This is a genomic window from Trichloromonas sp. (assembly GCF_041583255.1).
Taxonomy (GTDB): domain Bacteria; phylum Desulfobacterota; class Desulfuromonadia; order Desulfuromonadales; family Trichloromonadaceae; genus Trichloromonas.
Map to the genome: position 1 here is coordinate 1 of NZ_JBFHGD010000004.1, position 16,292 is coordinate 16,292.

Sequence of the window (16,292 nt, forward strand, 5' to 3'; positions counted from 1 at the left end):
GGGCCGGTTCTTGCCCGATCCATAATATGGTGCTATAAACGTTCACGCTTGTTGCACGAGGCGCGGCGTCCTCGCAAAGAGAACTGAGAGAGCCTCTATCTTGAAATCCGATCTGAGCTTGTCATGAATATCCCGGCCCCACAAATAACCGCTCTTTTTGTGCGCAACGTGATTCTGCCTTGTTTGTCATTGCCTGGCATCAGCCACGACAGGTGGTCTGTACTGGGACTGAAGGTAAAATCTCGGCAATGCTCCATCTTTAAGGCCAGCCATCCATCATTGGCACATCCGGTCGCTATAAAAATATATGCTCCTGACCAGGTCAAACCGATCGGGGCGAGCTATCAGTATGAAGCCCTTTGCCTGTTTTATGACAAAATGGCGGGTGAACCGACCCTGCGGGTACCCAAACCCTTGGGTTTTATTCCGGAATATGGCGCCATTGCGATGGAATGGATCGATAGCCCCCGATTACGGTCTGTGCTGCTGCTGAATGCCTTTAATCGAAGTCGGCGACTTGAGCTGATTTCAAAAGCTGGTCAATGGATTCGCCATTTTCATGAAGTCTCTGGGATTTCCTGTGAGCGGGTTGCGTTGACTCCTTATGTGGCGACAGTCGAGAGGTTGTCGCAGCGCAGCCAGGAAGCCCGCTTTTTGGCCAGGAATGATTCAGTCTTCAAGCTGGCGACAGAGAGTCTCCAGCGCGGCAGCAGGGCCTTGGACAACCGACGGCTACCCCATGCTGCCGCTCATGCCGACTTCACCCCCGCCAATCTCCACTACGGTGGGGGCAGAATGTTCGGTATCGATATATGGGCGAACAGGCGCGCACCGGTTCTGGAAGACTATTGCCGCATGTCCAGCTATCTGGCTCTTGATCATTCCGGGTTGATCTTGTCAAAACAGCGATCCCTTTCGGGGCTTTCCAGGTCGAATTTTGACGCCTTCTTCTCCAATGCGCTAGCCGGTTTTGAAATCGATCCTGATCTGATCGCGTATTTCTCCCTTTTCGAATTGCTCCGACGCTACATTACGGCTTTTGAATGGAGCTGCCGCAGCAAAATCAGTTGGCAAACAGTTCGGAAAATCCGGGCAAAAGCATTAGTTCAATCCCTGTCGGCTCAGTTCTGACGGGGGAGGCTGCCTAAGCGGCTTGCCGCCAGTGTGTGCGGACAGGACCATTCCCTCTCGGGCGCTTGCGCCTGCCTGCTGCGAAGCATCCGCCCTCTCGTGGGCAGTCACGATATCTCCATGTCAGTCTGCTTGCGCCCGTCCCCTTACTTATTTCCTAGCTGACGGTCGTCGTGTGACATATTCTGTCAAGGGGCTGCCTTATACCTTAGAGCCAGATACTCAAACGCTTGCAACGGAGGTGGTTCATGGTCTGGCTGGATGTGACGGGGAGCAATGGCAGTGCCTTGTATTTTGTGACGGATCGGATTGAACGACAGCAGGGGCGGGGAGCCGCAGGTTTTACCCTGGCGGGGATTGTCGGTGACGGTCAGTATGAAGGGGAGGTGATCGTCGAGGTCGGTGCCGTCCCCGAGGTGACCTACATCGATGCCTGGCTGGCGGCGCGAGATTTCAGCGCCTTTGAAAGGCGGATTGACCTCGTTCAGGTTACCGCTGCGCTGACCGCGATTGCCGAACGGGTGATCGGCGGTCTCGGCGGCCAGGCTTCCTGCTTCGGCGAGCGGCGGGCGGGGCGCTCCGGCAGGGTGGCGGAGGCTTCGCCGGTCTGGCGCGCGGTGGCCTGAACCTCGGCTGATCTCCTGATTCGAAGCCCTTTAATCCTGAGGTGCTTGCAATTGATCCGACGCTGGGGTAAAAGAGTGAAAACTTTCCGTCGGGGATCTCTTCATGCGTACTCTTGTTCTTGCTTCGACCAGCCCGTATCGTCTGCAGCTGCTGCGCCAGCTCGGGCTTTCGTTTCAGGTGGCGGCGCCCCTGTTCAAGGAAACCATCGACCAGGAAATCGCTCCTGAACTGCAGGTCAAGCACCTGTCGTCGCATAAGGCGAAGAGCCTGGCGCAGCGCTATCCCGATGCCCTGATCCTCGGTGCCGACCAGGTGTTTGTCGATGGGCGGGGCAAGGTGCTCGGCAAGCCCGGTTCGCCAGAAGGCGCCGTGGCTCAGCTGCGCGAGATGTCCGGCCGCAGTCATACCTTCTTCACCGGGGTTACCCTGCTGGACAGCCGCTCCGGCGTAGCAATGACCGATGTGGTTACCTTCACGGTGACGCTGAAGAAGCTCAGCCGGGAACAGATCCAGCGTTACATCGACCGGGAAAATCCCGTTGACTGTGCCGGTTCGTTCAAGATAGAAGGGCTCGGCATCGCCCTGATGGAGCGTATGGACGGGTGTGACTACACCGCGCTGATCGGCCTGCCGCTGATCAAGGTGACCGAAATGCTCGGCCGCTTCGGCGTCGACGTTCTTTAGCGTCAGGGGCGGCCGTTTCTCCTGGACAGTCCTCTTGACCTTTTGACCAGGCCGGTGGTACTATCGACGATCTTTTCCGCAAACCGGTCATCGCAGCGCGACAGCGTTCGCCGATATCGGTTTTTCTGTTTATGCCGGTGGCTGCCCGTAACCTTTTGCGGGCGCTTTCTGCCGGTTTCTGATCCTGGATTTTCATGGAACACGCGAATTTCGTCCATCTGCATCTGCATAGCCAGTACAGTCTTCTTGACGGTGCCATCAAGATTCCCGACCTGATCAACCGGGTCAAGGAGTACAAGATGCCGGCGGTGGCTGTCACTGACCACGGCAACATGTTTGGTGCCATCGAATTCTATAACAAGGCGATGTCTTCCGGGGTCAAGCCGATCATCGGCTGCGAAGTTTACGTTGCGCCCAATTCCCGTTTCGACAAGTCCAGCGCCCGCGGTTCTTCGGAAGCCTCCTATCATTTCGTTCTGCTCTGTAAAAACCTGGTCGGCTACCGCAACCTCTGCCACCTGGTCTCGGCCGGTTATCGCGAAGGATTCTATTACCGTCCCCGTATCGACTGGGAGCTGCTGAAAGAGCACAACCAGGGGCTGATCGCCATGACCGCCTGCCTGGGGGGGGAGATCCCGGTCATGCTCGGTTCCGGGCGCATGGAAGAGGCGATTGCGCGTACCCGGGAGATGTCGGAGATTTTCGACAACAACCGCCTCTACCTTGAGCTGCAGGAAAACTTCATCCCCGAACAGGACCCCGTCAACAAGGGACTGATCCAGATCGCCAGTGAGCTGCAGCTGCCGCTGGTGGCGACCAATGACTGCCATTACCTGACCCGCGAATCGGCCTACGCCCACGAGGTGCTGCTGTGTATCCAGACCGGCAAGACCATGGACGACGAGAAGCGGATGCGGTTTTCCAACGACGAGTTTTACGTCAAGACCCCGGCCGAGATGGCCGAGCTGTTCAAGGCGACCCCCGAGGCCCTGTCCAACACGGTCGAAATCGCCCAGCGCTGCAACCTCGAATTCGACTTCAATACCTATCACTTCCCCCAGTATGAAAAGCCGGCCGACAAGACCCTCGATGAGGTTCTGGCCGAGATGTCCCGCGAGGGGCTCGACGAGCGCCTGGCCGAGATCCGCAAGATCCGTGAAATTTCCGCCGAAGAAGAGCAGCGCTACCGTGAACGGCTGCAGATCGAGCTCGACTGCATCAAGCAGATGGGTTTCCCCGGCTACTTCCTGATCGTCGCCGATTTCATCAACTGGGGCAAGGATCACAATATCCCGGTCGGCCCCGGCCGCGGCAGCGCCGCCGGCAGCCTGGTGGCCTTCTCCATCCGCATTACCGACATCGACCCGATGCCGTACAACCTGCTGTTCGAGCGTTTTCTCAACCCCGAGCGGATCTCGATGCCTGATATCGACGTCGACTTCTGCATCTATGGTCGCGAGCGGGTGATCGACTACGTGCGCAAGCACTACGGTGAAGAGAACGTCGCCCAGATCATCACCTTCGGCACCATGCAGGCCAAGGGGGTCATCCGCGACGTCGGCCGGGCCATGAACATGTCCTTTGCCGAAACCGACAAGATCGTCAAGCTGATCCCGGGAATCCTCAATATCACCCTGAAGGATTCCCTGGCCCAGGAGCCCAGGCTCAAGGAGCTGATCGACAAGGACGCCAAGATCAAGGAGCTGTTCAATATCGCCCTGGCCCTCGAGGGGCTCACCCGCCATGCTTCGACCCACGCCGCCGGCGTGGTGGTTACGCCGAAGGCGCTCCCCGAGTACCTGCCGCTCTACACCGACCCCAAGTCGGGCGGCCAGGTGACCCAGTTCGCCATGAAATACGTCGAAGAGATCGGGCTGGTCAAGTTCGATTTCCTCGGGCTGAAAACCCTGACCGTCATCGATAAGGCGGTGCGGCTGATCCGCGACGGCAAAGTGCCCGATTTCGATCTCAAGCTGATTCGTGACGATGACCAGAAGTCGTACGAGCTGCTCTCCAAGGGGGAGACCACCGGAGTCTTCCAGCTCGAGTCGTCGGGGATGAAGGAATACCTGATCAAGCTCAAGCCGTCGTGCTTCGAAGACCTGATCGCCATGGTCGCCCTCTACCGTCCCGGCCCGCTCGGTTCGGGGATGGTCGATTCGTTCATCAAGCGAAAGCACGGCCTGGAAACCTTTGACTACCCGTTTCCGCAACTGGAGCCGCTGCTCAAGGATACCTACGGGGTTATCGTCTACCAGGAACAGGTCATGCTGATCGCCCAGGTGCTGGCTAAGTACAGCCTCGGCGGCGCCGACCTGCTGCGGCGGGCGATGGGCAAGAAAAAACCGGAGGAAATGGCCAAGCAGAAGGAGATCTTCCTGGCCGGAGCCAAGGAAAACAAGCTCGACGCGAAAAAGGCCGAGGGTGTTTTCGACCTGATGGAAAAGTTTGCCGCCTACGGTTTCAACAAGTCGCACTCGGCCGCCTACGCCCTGGTCGCCTACCACACGGCCTACCTCAAGGCGCACTACCCGGTGGAATTCATGGCTGCGCTGCTGACCGAAGACATGGAGAACACCGACAAGGTCATCAAGAATATCTCCGAAGTGCGTTCCATGGGGATCGAGGTGCTCCCCCCCGATATCAACGCTTCGGAGCGCTCCTTTACCGTGCACGGCAACTCGATCCGTTTCGGACTCGGCGCCGTCAAGGGGGTTGGCGCAGCGGCGCTCGAGTCAATCATCGAACAGCGCAATGAAGGACTGTACTCCTCGCTGCAGGATTTCTGCGAAAAGGTCGACCTGCGCAAGGTCAACAAAAAGGTGGTCGAAGCCCTGATCCGCTGCGGCGCCTTCGATTCGCTCAAGGGGAAGCGGGCCCAGTATATGGCGGTGCTCGAAGAGTCCATGGAGATCGGCCAGAAGGTGCAGCGGGAAAAGGAGCAGGGGCAGGAGTCGCTGTTCGGCACCGAGGAGATCGTCTCGCACAGGGGGAACGGGTACGGCAAGCTTCCCGATATCGACGAGTGGCCCGAGAAGATTCTGCTGGGCTTCGAAAAGGAGGCTCTCGGCTTCTACATCACCGGTCATCCGCTGGCCCGGCACGGCGCCGTCATCAAGCGATTTGCCACCTGTGACACGGCCGGCTTGAGCGAGCGCTCGGACAAGGAAGAGGTCAAGGTCTGCGGCATTGTTTCCGGCATCAAGGAGCTGACCACCAAGAAGGGCGACCGGATGGCTTTTGTCACCCTGGAAGACCTCTCCGGGTTTGTCGAAATGGTGGTTTTTCCCGAGGTCTACCAGGCCTCGATGGAACTGCTGAAAGGGGAGGATCCGCTGCTGGTGAGCGGCACCCTGGATGTCGGGGAAGAGTCCTGCAAGCTGCTGGTGAACGAAGTTCTGTCACTGCGCGAAGTCAAGGAGCGACTGACCAAACGGGTGCATTTCCGGCTGACCACTCCGGGGCTTTCCGAGGACCAGCTGCAGTCCCTCAGACAGATTCTCGGCCGCTTCAGCGGCAATTGCGACGTGCTGCTGCACCTGGTGATTCCCAACCGCAGCGAGACCATCATCAGCCTTCCCGAGAAGCTGAAGGTCTCGGCTTCGGATGAAATAATGGATGCCGCTGAGAAGTTATTTGGATATAATGTTGTGACCTTTGAATGACGGAAGGGTAACCGTCGCCGACTTCTTTTTTTTGATCTGGCTTCGGCGCCAGTCTAAGGCAGGAGATGAACCATGCAATTTCACCTTGATTTTGAAAAACCCCTGGTTGACCTGGAACAGAAAATTCGTGATCTGCGCGAATTTTCCACGGAAAAAGTCGACTTCGCCGGCGACATCCTGAAGCTCGAAAAAAAGGCGGCAAAGCTGCGCGAGGAGATCTTCTCCAAGTTGACCCGCTGGCAGCGCACCCAGCTGGCCCGTCACATGAACCGGCCGTTCACCCTCGACTATGTCGAGTATATCTTTACCGACTGGTTTGAAGTGCACGGCGACCGTAACTTTCGCGATGACCCGGCCCTGGTTTGCGGCTTTGCCCGTCTCGATGGTGAACCCTGTGCGGTCATCGGCCATCAGAAGGGGCGCGACACCAAGGAGAAGGTCTACCGTAACTTCGGCATGCCCAATCCGGAAGGGTACCGCAAGGCCCTGCGGGTGATGCAGATGGCCGAGCAGTTCGGCCTGCCGATTTTTACCTTTGTCGACACCCCCGGTGCTTTTCCCGGCATCGGCGCCGAAGAGCGTGGCCAGGCCGAGGCGATCGCCCGCAATCTGCGGGAGATGGCGGCCCTGACCGTGCCGGTCATCGTCACGGTCACCGGTGAAGGGGGCTCAGGCGGGGCTCTGGCCATCGCTGTCGGCAACCGGGTAATGATGATGGAATACTCGGTTTACTCGGTCATCTCCCCTGAGGGCTGCGCGGCCATCCTCTGGAACGACGGCACCATGGGGCCCCAGGCTTCCGAAGCCCTGAAGTTGACCGCGAACGATATCAAGGAACTCGGCTGCGTCATTGATGACGTTATCCCTGAACCGCTGGGCGGGGCCCACAACAATCCCCGTGAGGCGGCGGCCAATATCAAGGAATATCTCAAGAAGCACCTTAAGGAACTGAAGGCCCTGAGCGGTGAGGAACTCATCGAGCAGCGCTACCAGAAGTTCCGTGCCATGAGCCGGGTCAAGGAGTAACCGGTCACGGCAGCGGGAGCTGATTTCTTTTGGGAACGGAACGGCCGATGACCGGTCAACGAGCGCAGGTGGTGGGGGTCGGCCAATGCTCCCTCGATCTGCTCGGGCGGGTGGCCCGGTATCCCGCGGTCGATCAAAAGGCCGAACTTGAAGAGGTTCTGACCCAGGGCGGGGGGCCAGTGGCCACCGCCCTGGTTGCCTTGGCGCGCCTCGGTGTCACAACGGCTTTTTTCGGCCGGATCGGCGATGACGAGCACGGTCACCGGATCCGCGGCGACCTGGTTGACGAGGGCATCGATTGCCGTGGGCTGCTGACCGATCCGGGGGCGACCAGCCAGTTTGCGTTCATCGCGGTGGAAGCTGGCAGCGGGCATCGCAACATTTTCTGGACCCGCGGCAGCGCCCGGCCCCTGCTGGCCGATGAAATAGATGCTGCTGCGATAGCGTCCTGCCGGGTTCTTCATCTCGATGGCCTGCAGTTCGAGGCGGCCGTCGCCGCCGCGGTCATCGCCCGCCGACACGGGGTTGTCACGGTGCTCGACGGCGGGACGCTGCGCCCCGAAAGTGAGCGACTGCTGCCTTTGATTGACCACCTGGTGGTCAGCGAACGGTTCGCCCGGCAGCTCTGTCCGTCCGATACGCCCGTTGCTCTGGCGCGCCTGCTCGAATACGGTGCGACGGCGGCGACGATCACCTTCGGTGCCGGCGGCAGTCATACCCTGACCCGCGCTGGCGACTCTTTTCACGTGCCGGCCTTCGCCGTGCCGGTCGTCGATACCACGGGCTGCGGCGACGTATTTCACGGCGGGTACATCTACGGGTTGTTGCAGGGATGGCCGCTGCGCAAGCTGGTGGTCTTTGCTGCCGCCTGCGCCGCCTTAAAAACAAGGGCTCTTGGCGGTCGCACCGCCATCCCGACCTTGGCCGAGGTCGAGTCCCTGCTGGCGGGCCAGGGGCGAAGGGAAGGAGGGGTCGCATGATACGTCTCTTCTGGGTTGTTCTGGCGTTCGCGGTTACCACGGGTTGCGCGGCAGTACCTTATCAATATGGCCAGGATATCGAGGGCCCGAAAACACTGCAGTTGAGGGAAGGCGAGTCTCAGATCGAACGGGGGCGCCCCAACGCCTTTGTCGATGGGCTAGGTCATTACCTCTTCTCGCTGCCTAGCAAGTTGATTCTCTGGAGCTGGCGGGTCGAAAATCATGACATCACGCCGGAAACCGAACTGGCGCTGCGTGATTATCTCGCGGCCAACGGGCTGCAGAATGTCAAGGTGCGTCTTAACGAGTACGCCCCTGGCGGAGAATGGTCGCGCCTGGTCCGCAACCGCGAGATAGGTGGCGGCTGGCGCTATACCCTGGGGGCCCTGAGTACGGTCTTTTATACAATTTTCCCGGGACGGGTGTTCGGTGGTGATCATTACAACCCCTTTACCAACACTATCAGCATTTATTCCGATCACTCTTCCATCGCCCTGCATGAGGGGGCGCATGCGAAAGATTTTGCCCAGCGCGAACTCAAGGGGCTCTATGCCGCGTCACGGTTGATTCCCCTGTTCCCCTTGTACCAGGAAGGCCTGGCCACTGGCGACACCGTCGGGTTTCATCGTAAACAGGGGGCGTCCGAAGCCGAAAAGGATGATTATCGCGTTCTTTATCCCGCCTATGGCACCTATATCGCCGGGGAGGGGCTGGGGATCGCTTCCTGGTTCGGGCCGATTAGCTACCCCGTTGAACTGGCCGTGCAGGCCGCAGTCGCCATTCCCGGCCACATCATCGGTCGGGTCAAGGCCTCGCAGGTCGAAGAGGCCCCTGAGGCGATGGAGTCCGCTGCGGATGCGTCGGACGATCGTTGACCCATTTACCTTTTGGATGCGTGTTTAGATGATTTCAGCAGTTCGTTGTTGGCTCAGGCCGGTTTTCGTTGGCTCCCTGTTCTTCGTGACCGCTGCCTGCGGCGGCCCGAAATACGATGTAAGGGTTCTGGATTCGGCGCAAGTGCAAGTCGCGCCTCCTTCGCCTGCTCCCGGCGTGGCCGCCGAGAGCCCGGTTTCGCCGAATGTGCCGGTAAAAACGGTCCCGGCCCGGGAGCTCAAGCCCTACCAGCGGCCATACACGGTCAACGGGGTCCGCTATGACCCGATGCTCGATCATCGCGGCTACGTCGAAGAGGGAGTGGCCAGCTGGTACGGCGAGGATTTCCACGGGCTCAAGACCAGCAACGGCGAAATCTATGACATGCACGCCATGACCGCCGCCCACAAGACGCTGCCGCTGGGGGTTTACGTCAAGGTGAAGAACCTACGCAACGGCAGCGAGGAGATCCTTCGCGTCAACGACCGGGGGCCCTTCGTCAAGGGGCGGATAATCGATCTCTCTTTTGCTGCGGCCAAGGCCCTGGGCGTGGCCGGGCCCGGCACCGCGCCGGTGCGGGTCGAAGCCCTGGGAACCAGGGTGCAGGATGCCCGCGGCCAGATCAGCTACCAGCCGCTGCCCAGTTACGACATCGGCAGCTACGCGGTGCAGGTCGGCGCTTTTACCGTCGCCGACAACGCCCGCCGCCTCGCGGCGGAGATGAAGAGCCGTTTCGGTGCATCGGATATCCAGGAGGATGATGTCAACGGCCGCCGCTATTATCGTGTGCGGGTCGGCAAATTCACCTCGCTGGATGCGGCCGAGGCGGCCAAAACCGATTTTGAACGGTCCAATTACCCGGGGGCCTTTGTGGTCGCCTTTGAATAACCATCGAATCTCTTCTGTAGAAAGTTTGGCCTGAAATGTTCCAGTTTACCCTGCTTAATACCGATTCGGAAACCTCGGCTCGCCGCGGCCGCCTGGAAACCCCGCACGGTACCATCGAAACGCCGATTTTCATGCCGGTCGGAACTCATGCGGCGATGAAAGCGATGACCCCCGCCCAGGTCGAGGAGACCGGCGCCCAGATTATCCTGTCCAATACCTACCATCTGCACCTGCGCCCCGGGGAAAGCCTGGTGGAAAAAGCCGGGGGACTGCACGCCTTCATGAACTGGAAGCGTCCGATCCTTACCGACAGCGGCGGCTTCCAGGTCTTCTCGCTGCCGAAAAAAAAGATCACTGAGGACGGCGTCTTCTTCAAGCATGAGGTTTCGGGCAACGAAATTTTTCTCGGCCCGGCCGAAGCGATGGCCATCCAGAACACCCTCGGCGCCGATATCATCATGGCATTTGACGAGTGCATTCCTTATCCGGCTACCCACGATTACGCCGCCAAGTCGATCCGCAAGACCCTGCGCTGGGCCGAGGCCTGCCAGAAGGCGCACAAGCGTCAGGACCAGGCTCTTTTCGGCATCGTCCAGGGAAGCGTCTATGACGACCTGCGCCGCGATTGCGCCAGGGAACTGACCGCCATGGGCTTTCCCGGCTACGCGATCGGCGGGGTCAGTGTCGGCGAGGGACTCGAGCTGCTGAAAAAGGTCGTCGATTACACGGCCCCGTTTCTGCCGGAAAACAAGCCGCGCTACCTGATGGGGGTCGGCCTGCCGGAAGATATTCTTGAAAGCGTCGAGCGCGGTATGGACATGTTCGACTGCGTGATTCCCACACGTTACGCCCGCAGCGCGACGCTTTTCACCAGTCGCGGCAAGATCCGTCTGACCCATCGCCGTTACCGGCGGGACTTCTATCCGGTGGATGCCGCTTGCGATTGTTACTGTTGCCGTAATTTTACCCGCGCCTACCTGCATCATCTGTTCAATGCCAATGAAATCCTTTCCGCGATTCTGTCGGCTATTCACAACGTCCATTTTTATCTGAACATGATGGCCGGCGTGCGGACCGCGATAGAGCAGGGCCAATTCAGGGCCTTTAAGGAAGAGTTTCTCGGGCTTTACGGATTTTTCGGCCCGGAGGGCTCTGACCACTGACGGGTTGAGCTGACAGGGGAGGGGGATGAACGTTAAGGACTCGGGCCTGGTGCTGGATGTCGATACGGCTCGCCGGTTACGCCTGGCGTTGACAGCTTCCGGGGCAGAACTCTTTACGCTGCTGCAGGATCCGGCCGGTGAGGTACTGCGGACGCTGCTGAAAAATCCCCGCCTGGGAGAAGACCATCTGCTGGTTCTGCTCAAGCGCCGGGATCTTACCGAAGACTTGCTGAAGGCTGTTTCCCAGCTCAAGTTGGGGGAGGGCAGCCACCGGGTCAAGCTGGCGCTGGCCAAAAACCCGGGGACACCCGGTACGCTGCTGCAGTCTCTGCTGCCTCAGCTTTACCTGTTTGAACTGATTGAACTCTGCTTTCTTCCCGGGGTGACTCCCGATCAGAAGGTGGCCGCCGAACGGGTTGTCCTGCAGCGCCTGCCGACGACCGCCCTTGGCAACAAGATGACCATGGCCCGGCGCGGCACCGCTACCATTGTCGATGCCCTGCTGAAGGAGGGGGATATCCGTCTGATGGACCCCTGTCTGCAGAACCCCCGGCTCAGGGAAGTCTCCATTCTTCAGTTTCTGAACGGCCCCCATGCCTCGGCCGAAACGATTTCGGCCATCGCCCGGAATCCCCGCTGGAAGCAGCGCCCGAATCTCAAAATGGCGATGCTCAAGAATCGCAAGACCCCCGTTGTTTGGTTCACGGTCTATTTGCCCAGGCTGAAAACCCAGGACCTGCATGCCTTGATCTCGTCGCGTAAACTGGCGCCCGGGCAGAAGCAATTGGTTGAAGAAGAATTGAGGAAGCGCGGTTTTTGAAGATATGTCAGAAGCTTGCCTGACATACTTAATGTACTTTCTGGTTTTAGCTGGAGTTTTGTTTGGCCGTTGATTTACACAAAATCGAGTTTATCAAGGCGTATCTGCGACTCGAATTTCAGGATCCCTATGTCCTGACGGTCGAAACCCTGCTGCGGCTTCGACGCAACCTCAGGCAGGCGGCCAAGCAGGTTGAGCTTTTGCCCGCCGGCTTGAACGGCCTGGCCTTCGATGCTCTTTTTGACCCCCCGGTTTCACCGGATCCCTTCGCCCGGCGACGTTACCAGCTGCCGGGCCCCCCTTTCGTGATTCACCCTCCGTTGAATCTTCCGCTTCCTGCTGTCATTGAGGGCGCTCTGCAATTGCCGGTGGTTCTGTTCGGCCAGGGAACCCATTTGCTGAGAGAGTTGTGCCTGGCGTTTCAGGCGTTGGGAGTGCGGGGTTTTCACCGGGGAGAAGGTTTTTTCGAATTGTCGGCGGTCGACGCTGAAGATCTTTCGGGTAACCGGACGTGCATCTGGCGGCAGGGCGGACGGACGCCACTGTCCGTCCCTCTTCTCAATGCCGGCTGGTGGCTGGACAGCTTCTCTGCTGCGCCGCAAATCTGCCTGCAGCTTCACACCCCGGCGCGTCTGTTGTCCGATGGCCGGCCGCTCTTCAGGCCCGGTTTCAGTGCTTTGTTTCCGTTCATTATGCGCCGGGTCACAGCCATGGTTCACGCCCATTGCGGTCAGGAGCTGGTTGATGATCCCGGTTTCTATATCTTGGCGTGCCAGCAGGTTCGTGAGCTTGAAAACTCTCTCGGTTGGCGCGATTGGAGGAGTCTCGAGGGGGACGGCCGCCGGCAGGATGTCGGTGGGGTCGTCGGGGCGTTAACGCTCTCTGGCGGCGCCCTGCAGGATGTGCTTTGGCTGCTGCGTTTAGCCTCCCTGCTGAACCTTGGCAAGGGGGCGGCCTTTGGTGCGGGGCATCTGACCATTTCCGACAAGCTGTGAACGGGGTGGCTTGCCAGCTTAAGCATTGTTGCTATACTTATTGAAAATACAGTGCTTTCGAGGAGGTGACCATGACTAATCTTTGGGATGAGCGAAAAAAAGCACTCGAAAATCAGTTCTTTTACAACGAGGAAAAAGAAAAAATAGAAAAAATGCGAACGGAGGCCAGAGAGAAGGTCATCCGTGAGCTGTGCCGCAACCGATGTCCGAAATGCGGTGATGCCATCAAGGCCTTGACCTTTCGGGGGGTTCCTCTCGATAAGTGCGAGAGTTGCGGCGGGGTCTGGCTCGGCCCCAGAGATCTGCAACTCCTCTCAGAAAAAGATCACCGGACCTGGTTCGACAAATGGTTCAAGGGTGAGCCAGGGTAGGATTAAAAAAGCGGCGAGACTCTTCGCCGCTTTGCTTTCTGCGGCAAAAACCGGTACTATGCACCGTTACTCAAACACCTGTAACATGATTGGATCATGAGCCCCTCGGAGTCCTTATTGCCGGTGCGTATTACTTTTCTTTTGAAAATCCTGGCGGTTCTTTTTGTCTTGGCCCTTTTGGGCGGCCTTCGCTCCTTATATCATCTTCTTTTCATCCGACAATCGTTAGCCGACCTCGGTCGTTCGCAAGGCCCGTCTTTAGATCCGGGGCTGATTGCGGCCGCCCCGTTGCATGTGGAACTGGCTTTTTATTCATTCTGTGTGATGTCAGTGACGTTTGCCCTCTTGTTGCTGCTGTCCTGGAGAACCCTCTCGTCTTTAAGGCGTCTGTACAGGTTGATCGATCATCGGATCGGTCACCGTTTTCTTGATCTGCCTGGAAATCCTGCTGTTACTAACGAGTTTAAAGAATTTGAACGGGACCTCGATGTCGTGGCGCAAAAACTGGAGGACTACGGACAGCTCTGTCTTGATGCCAGTCCGCTGACCCGGTTGCCCGGCAACATTGCCATCGAGCGGGTACTGATGGAGAAGATGCGCTGTGGTGAAAAATTCGCGCTCTGCTATGTCGACCTGGACAACTTCAAGTTTTACAATGATCGCTACGGTTTTGCCGCCGGCAGCGATGTGTTGAAGCTGACCGGGGATATCGTTCGTGGTGCCCAGCGATCCGCAGGCAACCAGGACGACTTTGTCGGGCATATCGGCGGTGACGATTTTGTTGTCATTACCTCGCCCGAGCGTGCGTCGGCCGTCTGTGAGAGGATCATTCTCGATTTTGATCGGGCCATTGTCGACCATTACCGCCCTGAAGACCGGGTGGATGGCGCGCTGGTCGGCGTCGACCGCTATGGGGTTGAGCGGTCCTTCAGCGTCATGACCCTTTCGATTGCGGTGGTCAGTGACGCTTACCGGGATATCAAATCACCCACTGAAATCGCTAAAATTGCGGCTGAAATTAAAGAGTATGTAAAGCGTCAGCCGGGCAGCAACTATCTGATTGACCGGCGCCGTCGGCTTTATTCTGAACAATAACTTTTTTCTGTCGCTCGCTGTTCTTGGCAGGGCCGGGTGTTGAGGAGGTTTTTGACGATGCTGCGTTTTCTGAGTATCTGTGCCGAGATCGAGGACGTTGTCGGCGATATCTATCGTGTGCTCGCCGAGCGGGTTGAATGTGACGAACCCTTGAAGGCATTGTGGGCGCAGATGGCGCGGGACGAGGAAGCGCACGCCATGCAGCTTCGCTTTGCCATGCGTCTGCCGGCCAGCCAGACATTCAAGCCGAAAACGCTTCCGCTGGCTCAGGCGGAGCAGTTGCTGAAGAGCGCTCATGGCATCCTGGCGGGAGCCAGGACCTCGCCGCTGAATGAACGATTGGCCTTGCGGCTGTCGCGGAAGCTTGAAGAGGACTTTGTCGCCATTCATATCGGGGCGGCGATGGCTTTTCGGGATGACAGCATGCGGCAGATGCTGAATTGCCTTGGCAGTGCGGATCGGGAGCATATCGAAAAGCTACGAAAAATTTGCAGGGAGAGGGGAGTCTGAGCTGCTCCGGCTCCTGAACTAACGAAAACAGGCCTGCCGTTTCCGGCAGGCCTGTTTTCGTCTATGGACAACTTTTATTTTTTGCGCAGGTTATAGAAGACGTCTTTGCCGCTGAACACTGCAACCTCGTCGAGTTCGTCCTCGATGCGAAGCAGCTGGTTGTATTTGCAGATGCGGTCGGTGCGGCAGAGCGAACCGGTCTTGATCTGTCCGGCGTTGGTCGCGACCGCAAGGTCGGCGATGGTGGTGTCTTCGGTTTCACCGCTGCGGTGGGAAACCACGGCCGTATACCCGGCCCGCTTGGCCATTTCGATGGCTTCGAGGGTTTCAGTCAGGGTGCCGATCTGGTTGACTTTGATCAGGATCGAGTTGGCGATCCCTTTGTCGATCCCTTCCTTGAGGATGCGGGTGTTGGTGACGAACAGGTCGTCGCCGACGATCTGGATCCGCTTGCCGAGGCGGTCGGTAAGGAGTTTCCAGCCGTCCCAGTCGTTTTCGGCCATGCCGTCTTCAATGGAGATGATCGGGTAGCGGTTGACCAGGTCTTCGTAGAAGTCGACCAGCTGAGCCGCTGTTTTCTCGGGCTGGGCTTCGTTTTCCAGCAGGTACTTGCCATTTTTGTAGAGTTCGGAGGAGGCGACGTCGAGGGCCAGGAGCACGTCTTCGCCGGGGGTGTAGCCGGCTTCGCTGATCGCCTCCATGATGACCTGCAGAGCTTCTTCGTTGCTCTTGAGGTCGGGGGCGAAGCCACCTTCGTCACCGACGGCGGTATTGCAGCCCTTGGCTTTGAGTACCTTTTTCAGTGCGTGGAAGATTTCCGCCCCCATGCGCAGCGCCTCCTTGAAGGAGCCGGCGCCGGACGGCATGATCATGAATTCCTGAATGTCGACATTGTTGTCGGCGTGGGCGCCGCCGTTGATGATGTTCATCATCGGCAGGGGGAGTTCTTTGGCATTGGCGCCGCCGATATACTGGTACAGGGGCAGGCCGGCGTCTTCGGCAGCGGCCTTGGCGCAGGCCATCGAAACGCCGAGCAGGGCATTGGCGCCGAGGTTGCTCTTGAAGTCGGTACCGTCCAGCTCGAGAAGCTTGCGGTCGATGCCCGCCTGGTCGGACGCTTCCCAGCCGATCAGGGCTTCGGCAATGATTTCGTTGACATTGGTTACCGCCTTGATGACCCCTTTGCCCAGGTAGCGGGCCTTGTCGCCATCGCGCAATTCCAGCGCTTCCCGCTCGCCGGTGGATGCTCCGCTCGGCACGGCTGCACGCCCCATCACGCCGTTTTCGAGAAAGACCTCGACTTCAACCGTCGGATTGCCGCGTGAGTCGAGGATCTCCCGGGCGTAGATATCGATGATTTCGCTCATAATTGCCCCCTTGTTACAAAGAAAGATGGCCAGCGATGTCTGGCTCAAAACGCGTTATTTATAGCACAAGAACATGAAATTGAAACCCCTTTTTCAA

At 58.6% G+C, this 16,292-nt stretch carries 15 protein-coding genes; 14 read left to right on the plus strand and 1 reads right to left on the minus strand.

Features of this window, described 5'->3' with window-relative positions; all coding sequences use genetic code 11:
* The first annotated feature begins 123 nt into the window (after positions 1-123).
* The 14 genes from ABYV89_RS00625 to ABYV89_RS00690 all read left to right on the plus strand — a co-directional run bounded on the left by ABYV89_RS00625 (position 124) and on the right by ABYV89_RS00690 (position 14,828).
* Positions 124-1,131, plus strand: coding sequence for a phosphotransferase (locus tag ABYV89_RS00625; protein WP_432820976.1), 1,008 nt, complete (start codon positions 124-126; stop codon positions 1,129-1,131).
* 248 nt (positions 1,132-1,379) lie between these two features.
* Positions 1,380-1,757: a hypothetical protein gene (locus ABYV89_RS00630; RefSeq protein ID WP_432820977.1), complete on the plus strand. Its 378-nt coding sequence runs from the start codon at positions 1,380-1,382 to the stop codon at positions 1,755-1,757.
* A gap of 103 nt (positions 1,758-1,860) precedes the next feature.
* Entirely contained in the window at positions 1,861-2,442 is a 582-nt protein-coding gene (locus ABYV89_RS00635; RefSeq protein WP_432820978.1) for a Maf family protein, read from the plus strand.
* Between the two features lie 194 nt (positions 2,443-2,636).
* Positions 2,637-6,107, plus strand: coding sequence for a DNA polymerase III subunit alpha (dnaE, locus tag ABYV89_RS00640; RefSeq protein ID WP_432820979.1), 3,471 nt, complete (start codon positions 2,637-2,639; stop codon positions 6,105-6,107).
* Between the two features lie 72 nt (positions 6,108-6,179).
* Positions 6,180-7,133: an acetyl-CoA carboxylase carboxyltransferase subunit alpha gene (locus ABYV89_RS00645; protein WP_432820980.1), complete on the plus strand. Its 954-nt coding sequence runs from the start codon at positions 6,180-6,182 to the stop codon at positions 7,131-7,133.
* Positions 7,134-7,180: 47 nt separating this feature from the next.
* Positions 7,181-8,113, plus strand: coding sequence for a PfkB family carbohydrate kinase (locus tag ABYV89_RS00650; protein ID WP_432820981.1), 933 nt, complete (start codon positions 7,181-7,183; stop codon positions 8,111-8,113).
* Entirely contained in the window at positions 8,110-8,988 is an 879-nt protein-coding gene (locus ABYV89_RS00655) for a hypothetical protein (protein WP_432820982.1), read from the plus strand. The genes ABYV89_RS00650 and ABYV89_RS00655 overlap by 4 nt, the downstream gene beginning before the upstream one ends.
* A 28-nt stretch (positions 8,989-9,016) precedes the next feature.
* Positions 9,017-9,874, plus strand: coding sequence for a septal ring lytic transglycosylase RlpA family protein (locus ABYV89_RS00660; protein WP_432820983.1), 858 nt, complete (start codon positions 9,017-9,019; stop codon positions 9,872-9,874).
* A gap of 35 nt (positions 9,875-9,909) precedes the next feature.
* Positions 9,910-11,037 carry a tRNA guanosine(34) transglycosylase Tgt gene (gene tgt, locus ABYV89_RS00665; protein ID WP_432820984.1) on the plus strand — a complete coding sequence of 376 codons (1,128 nt, stop codon included), beginning with the start codon at positions 9,910-9,912 and terminating at the stop codon, positions 11,035-11,037.
* A gap of 25 nt (positions 11,038-11,062) precedes the next feature.
* Positions 11,063-11,857 (plus strand): hypothetical protein, encoded by a 795-nt coding sequence (locus ABYV89_RS00670; RefSeq protein WP_432820985.1) that lies wholly within the window; start codon positions 11,063-11,065, stop codon positions 11,855-11,857.
* A gap of 62 nt (positions 11,858-11,919) precedes the next feature.
* Positions 11,920-12,852: a CRISPR system precrRNA processing endoribonuclease RAMP protein Cas6 gene (gene cas6, locus ABYV89_RS00675; RefSeq protein WP_432820986.1), complete on the plus strand. Its 933-nt coding sequence runs from the start codon at positions 11,920-11,922 to the stop codon at positions 12,850-12,852.
* A 71-nt stretch (positions 12,853-12,923) separates the two neighbouring features.
* Complete coding sequence (locus ABYV89_RS00680) at positions 12,924-13,223, plus strand: zf-TFIIB domain-containing protein (protein WP_432820987.1); 300 nt, start codon at positions 12,924-12,926, stop codon at positions 13,221-13,223.
* A 123-nt stretch (positions 13,224-13,346) separates the two neighbouring features.
* A complete protein-coding gene (locus ABYV89_RS00685; protein WP_432821007.1) occupies positions 13,347-14,318 on the plus strand; it encodes a GGDEF domain-containing protein in 972 nt (323 codons plus the stop codon).
* 57 nt (positions 14,319-14,375) lie between these two features.
* Positions 14,376-14,828, plus strand: coding sequence for a hypothetical protein (locus ABYV89_RS00690; RefSeq protein WP_432820988.1), 453 nt, complete (start codon positions 14,376-14,378; stop codon positions 14,826-14,828).
* Between the two features lie 74 nt (positions 14,829-14,902).
* Here ABYV89_RS00690 and eno read toward each other — a convergent pair whose 3' ends face one another.
* Positions 14,903-16,195 (minus strand): phosphopyruvate hydratase, encoded by a 1,293-nt coding sequence (gene eno, locus ABYV89_RS00695; RefSeq protein WP_432820989.1) that lies wholly within the window; start codon positions 16,193-16,195, stop codon positions 14,903-14,905.
* Positions 16,196-16,292: the final 97 nt, after the last annotated feature.

What these genes read in the sequence shown, in the direction of transcription:
- ABYV89_RS00625 (WP_432820976.1), top strand. Translation starts at nt 124, where the DNA reads ATGAATATCCCGGCCCCACAAATAACCGCTCTTTTTGTGCGCAACGTG.
- ABYV89_RS00630 (WP_432820977.1), top strand. Translation starts at nt 1,380, where the DNA reads ATGGTCTGGCTGGATGTGACGGGGAGCAATGGCAGTGCCTTGTATTTT.
- ABYV89_RS00635 (WP_432820978.1), top strand. Translation starts at nt 1,861, where the DNA reads ATGCGTACTCTTGTTCTTGCTTCGACCAGCCCGTATCGTCTGCAGCTG.
- dnaE (WP_432820979.1), top strand. Translation starts at nt 2,637, where the DNA reads ATGGAACACGCGAATTTCGTCCATCTGCATCTGCATAGCCAGTACAGT.
- ABYV89_RS00645 (WP_432820980.1), top strand. Translation starts at nt 6,180, where the DNA reads ATGCAATTTCACCTTGATTTTGAAAAACCCCTGGTTGACCTGGAACAG.
- ABYV89_RS00650 (WP_432820981.1), top strand. Translation starts at nt 7,181, where the DNA reads ATGACCGGTCAACGAGCGCAGGTGGTGGGGGTCGGCCAATGCTCCCTC.
- ABYV89_RS00655 (WP_432820982.1), top strand. Translation starts at nt 8,110, where the DNA reads ATGATACGTCTCTTCTGGGTTGTTCTGGCGTTCGCGGTTACCACGGGT.
- ABYV89_RS00660 (WP_432820983.1), top strand. Translation starts at nt 9,017, where the DNA reads ATGATTTCAGCAGTTCGTTGTTGGCTCAGGCCGGTTTTCGTTGGCTCC.
- tgt (WP_432820984.1), top strand. Translation starts at nt 9,910, where the DNA reads ATGTTCCAGTTTACCCTGCTTAATACCGATTCGGAAACCTCGGCTCGC.
- ABYV89_RS00670 (WP_432820985.1), top strand. Translation starts at nt 11,063, where the DNA reads ATGAACGTTAAGGACTCGGGCCTGGTGCTGGATGTCGATACGGCTCGC.
- ABYV89_RS00680 (WP_432820987.1), top strand. Translation starts at nt 12,924, where the DNA reads ATGACTAATCTTTGGGATGAGCGAAAAAAAGCACTCGAAAATCAGTTC.
- ABYV89_RS00690 (WP_432820988.1), top strand. Translation starts at nt 14,376, where the DNA reads ATGCTGCGTTTTCTGAGTATCTGTGCCGAGATCGAGGACGTTGTCGGC.
- eno (WP_432820989.1), bottom strand. Translation starts at nt 16,195, where the DNA reads ATGAGCGAAATCATCGATATCTACGCCCGGGAGATCCTCGACTCACGC.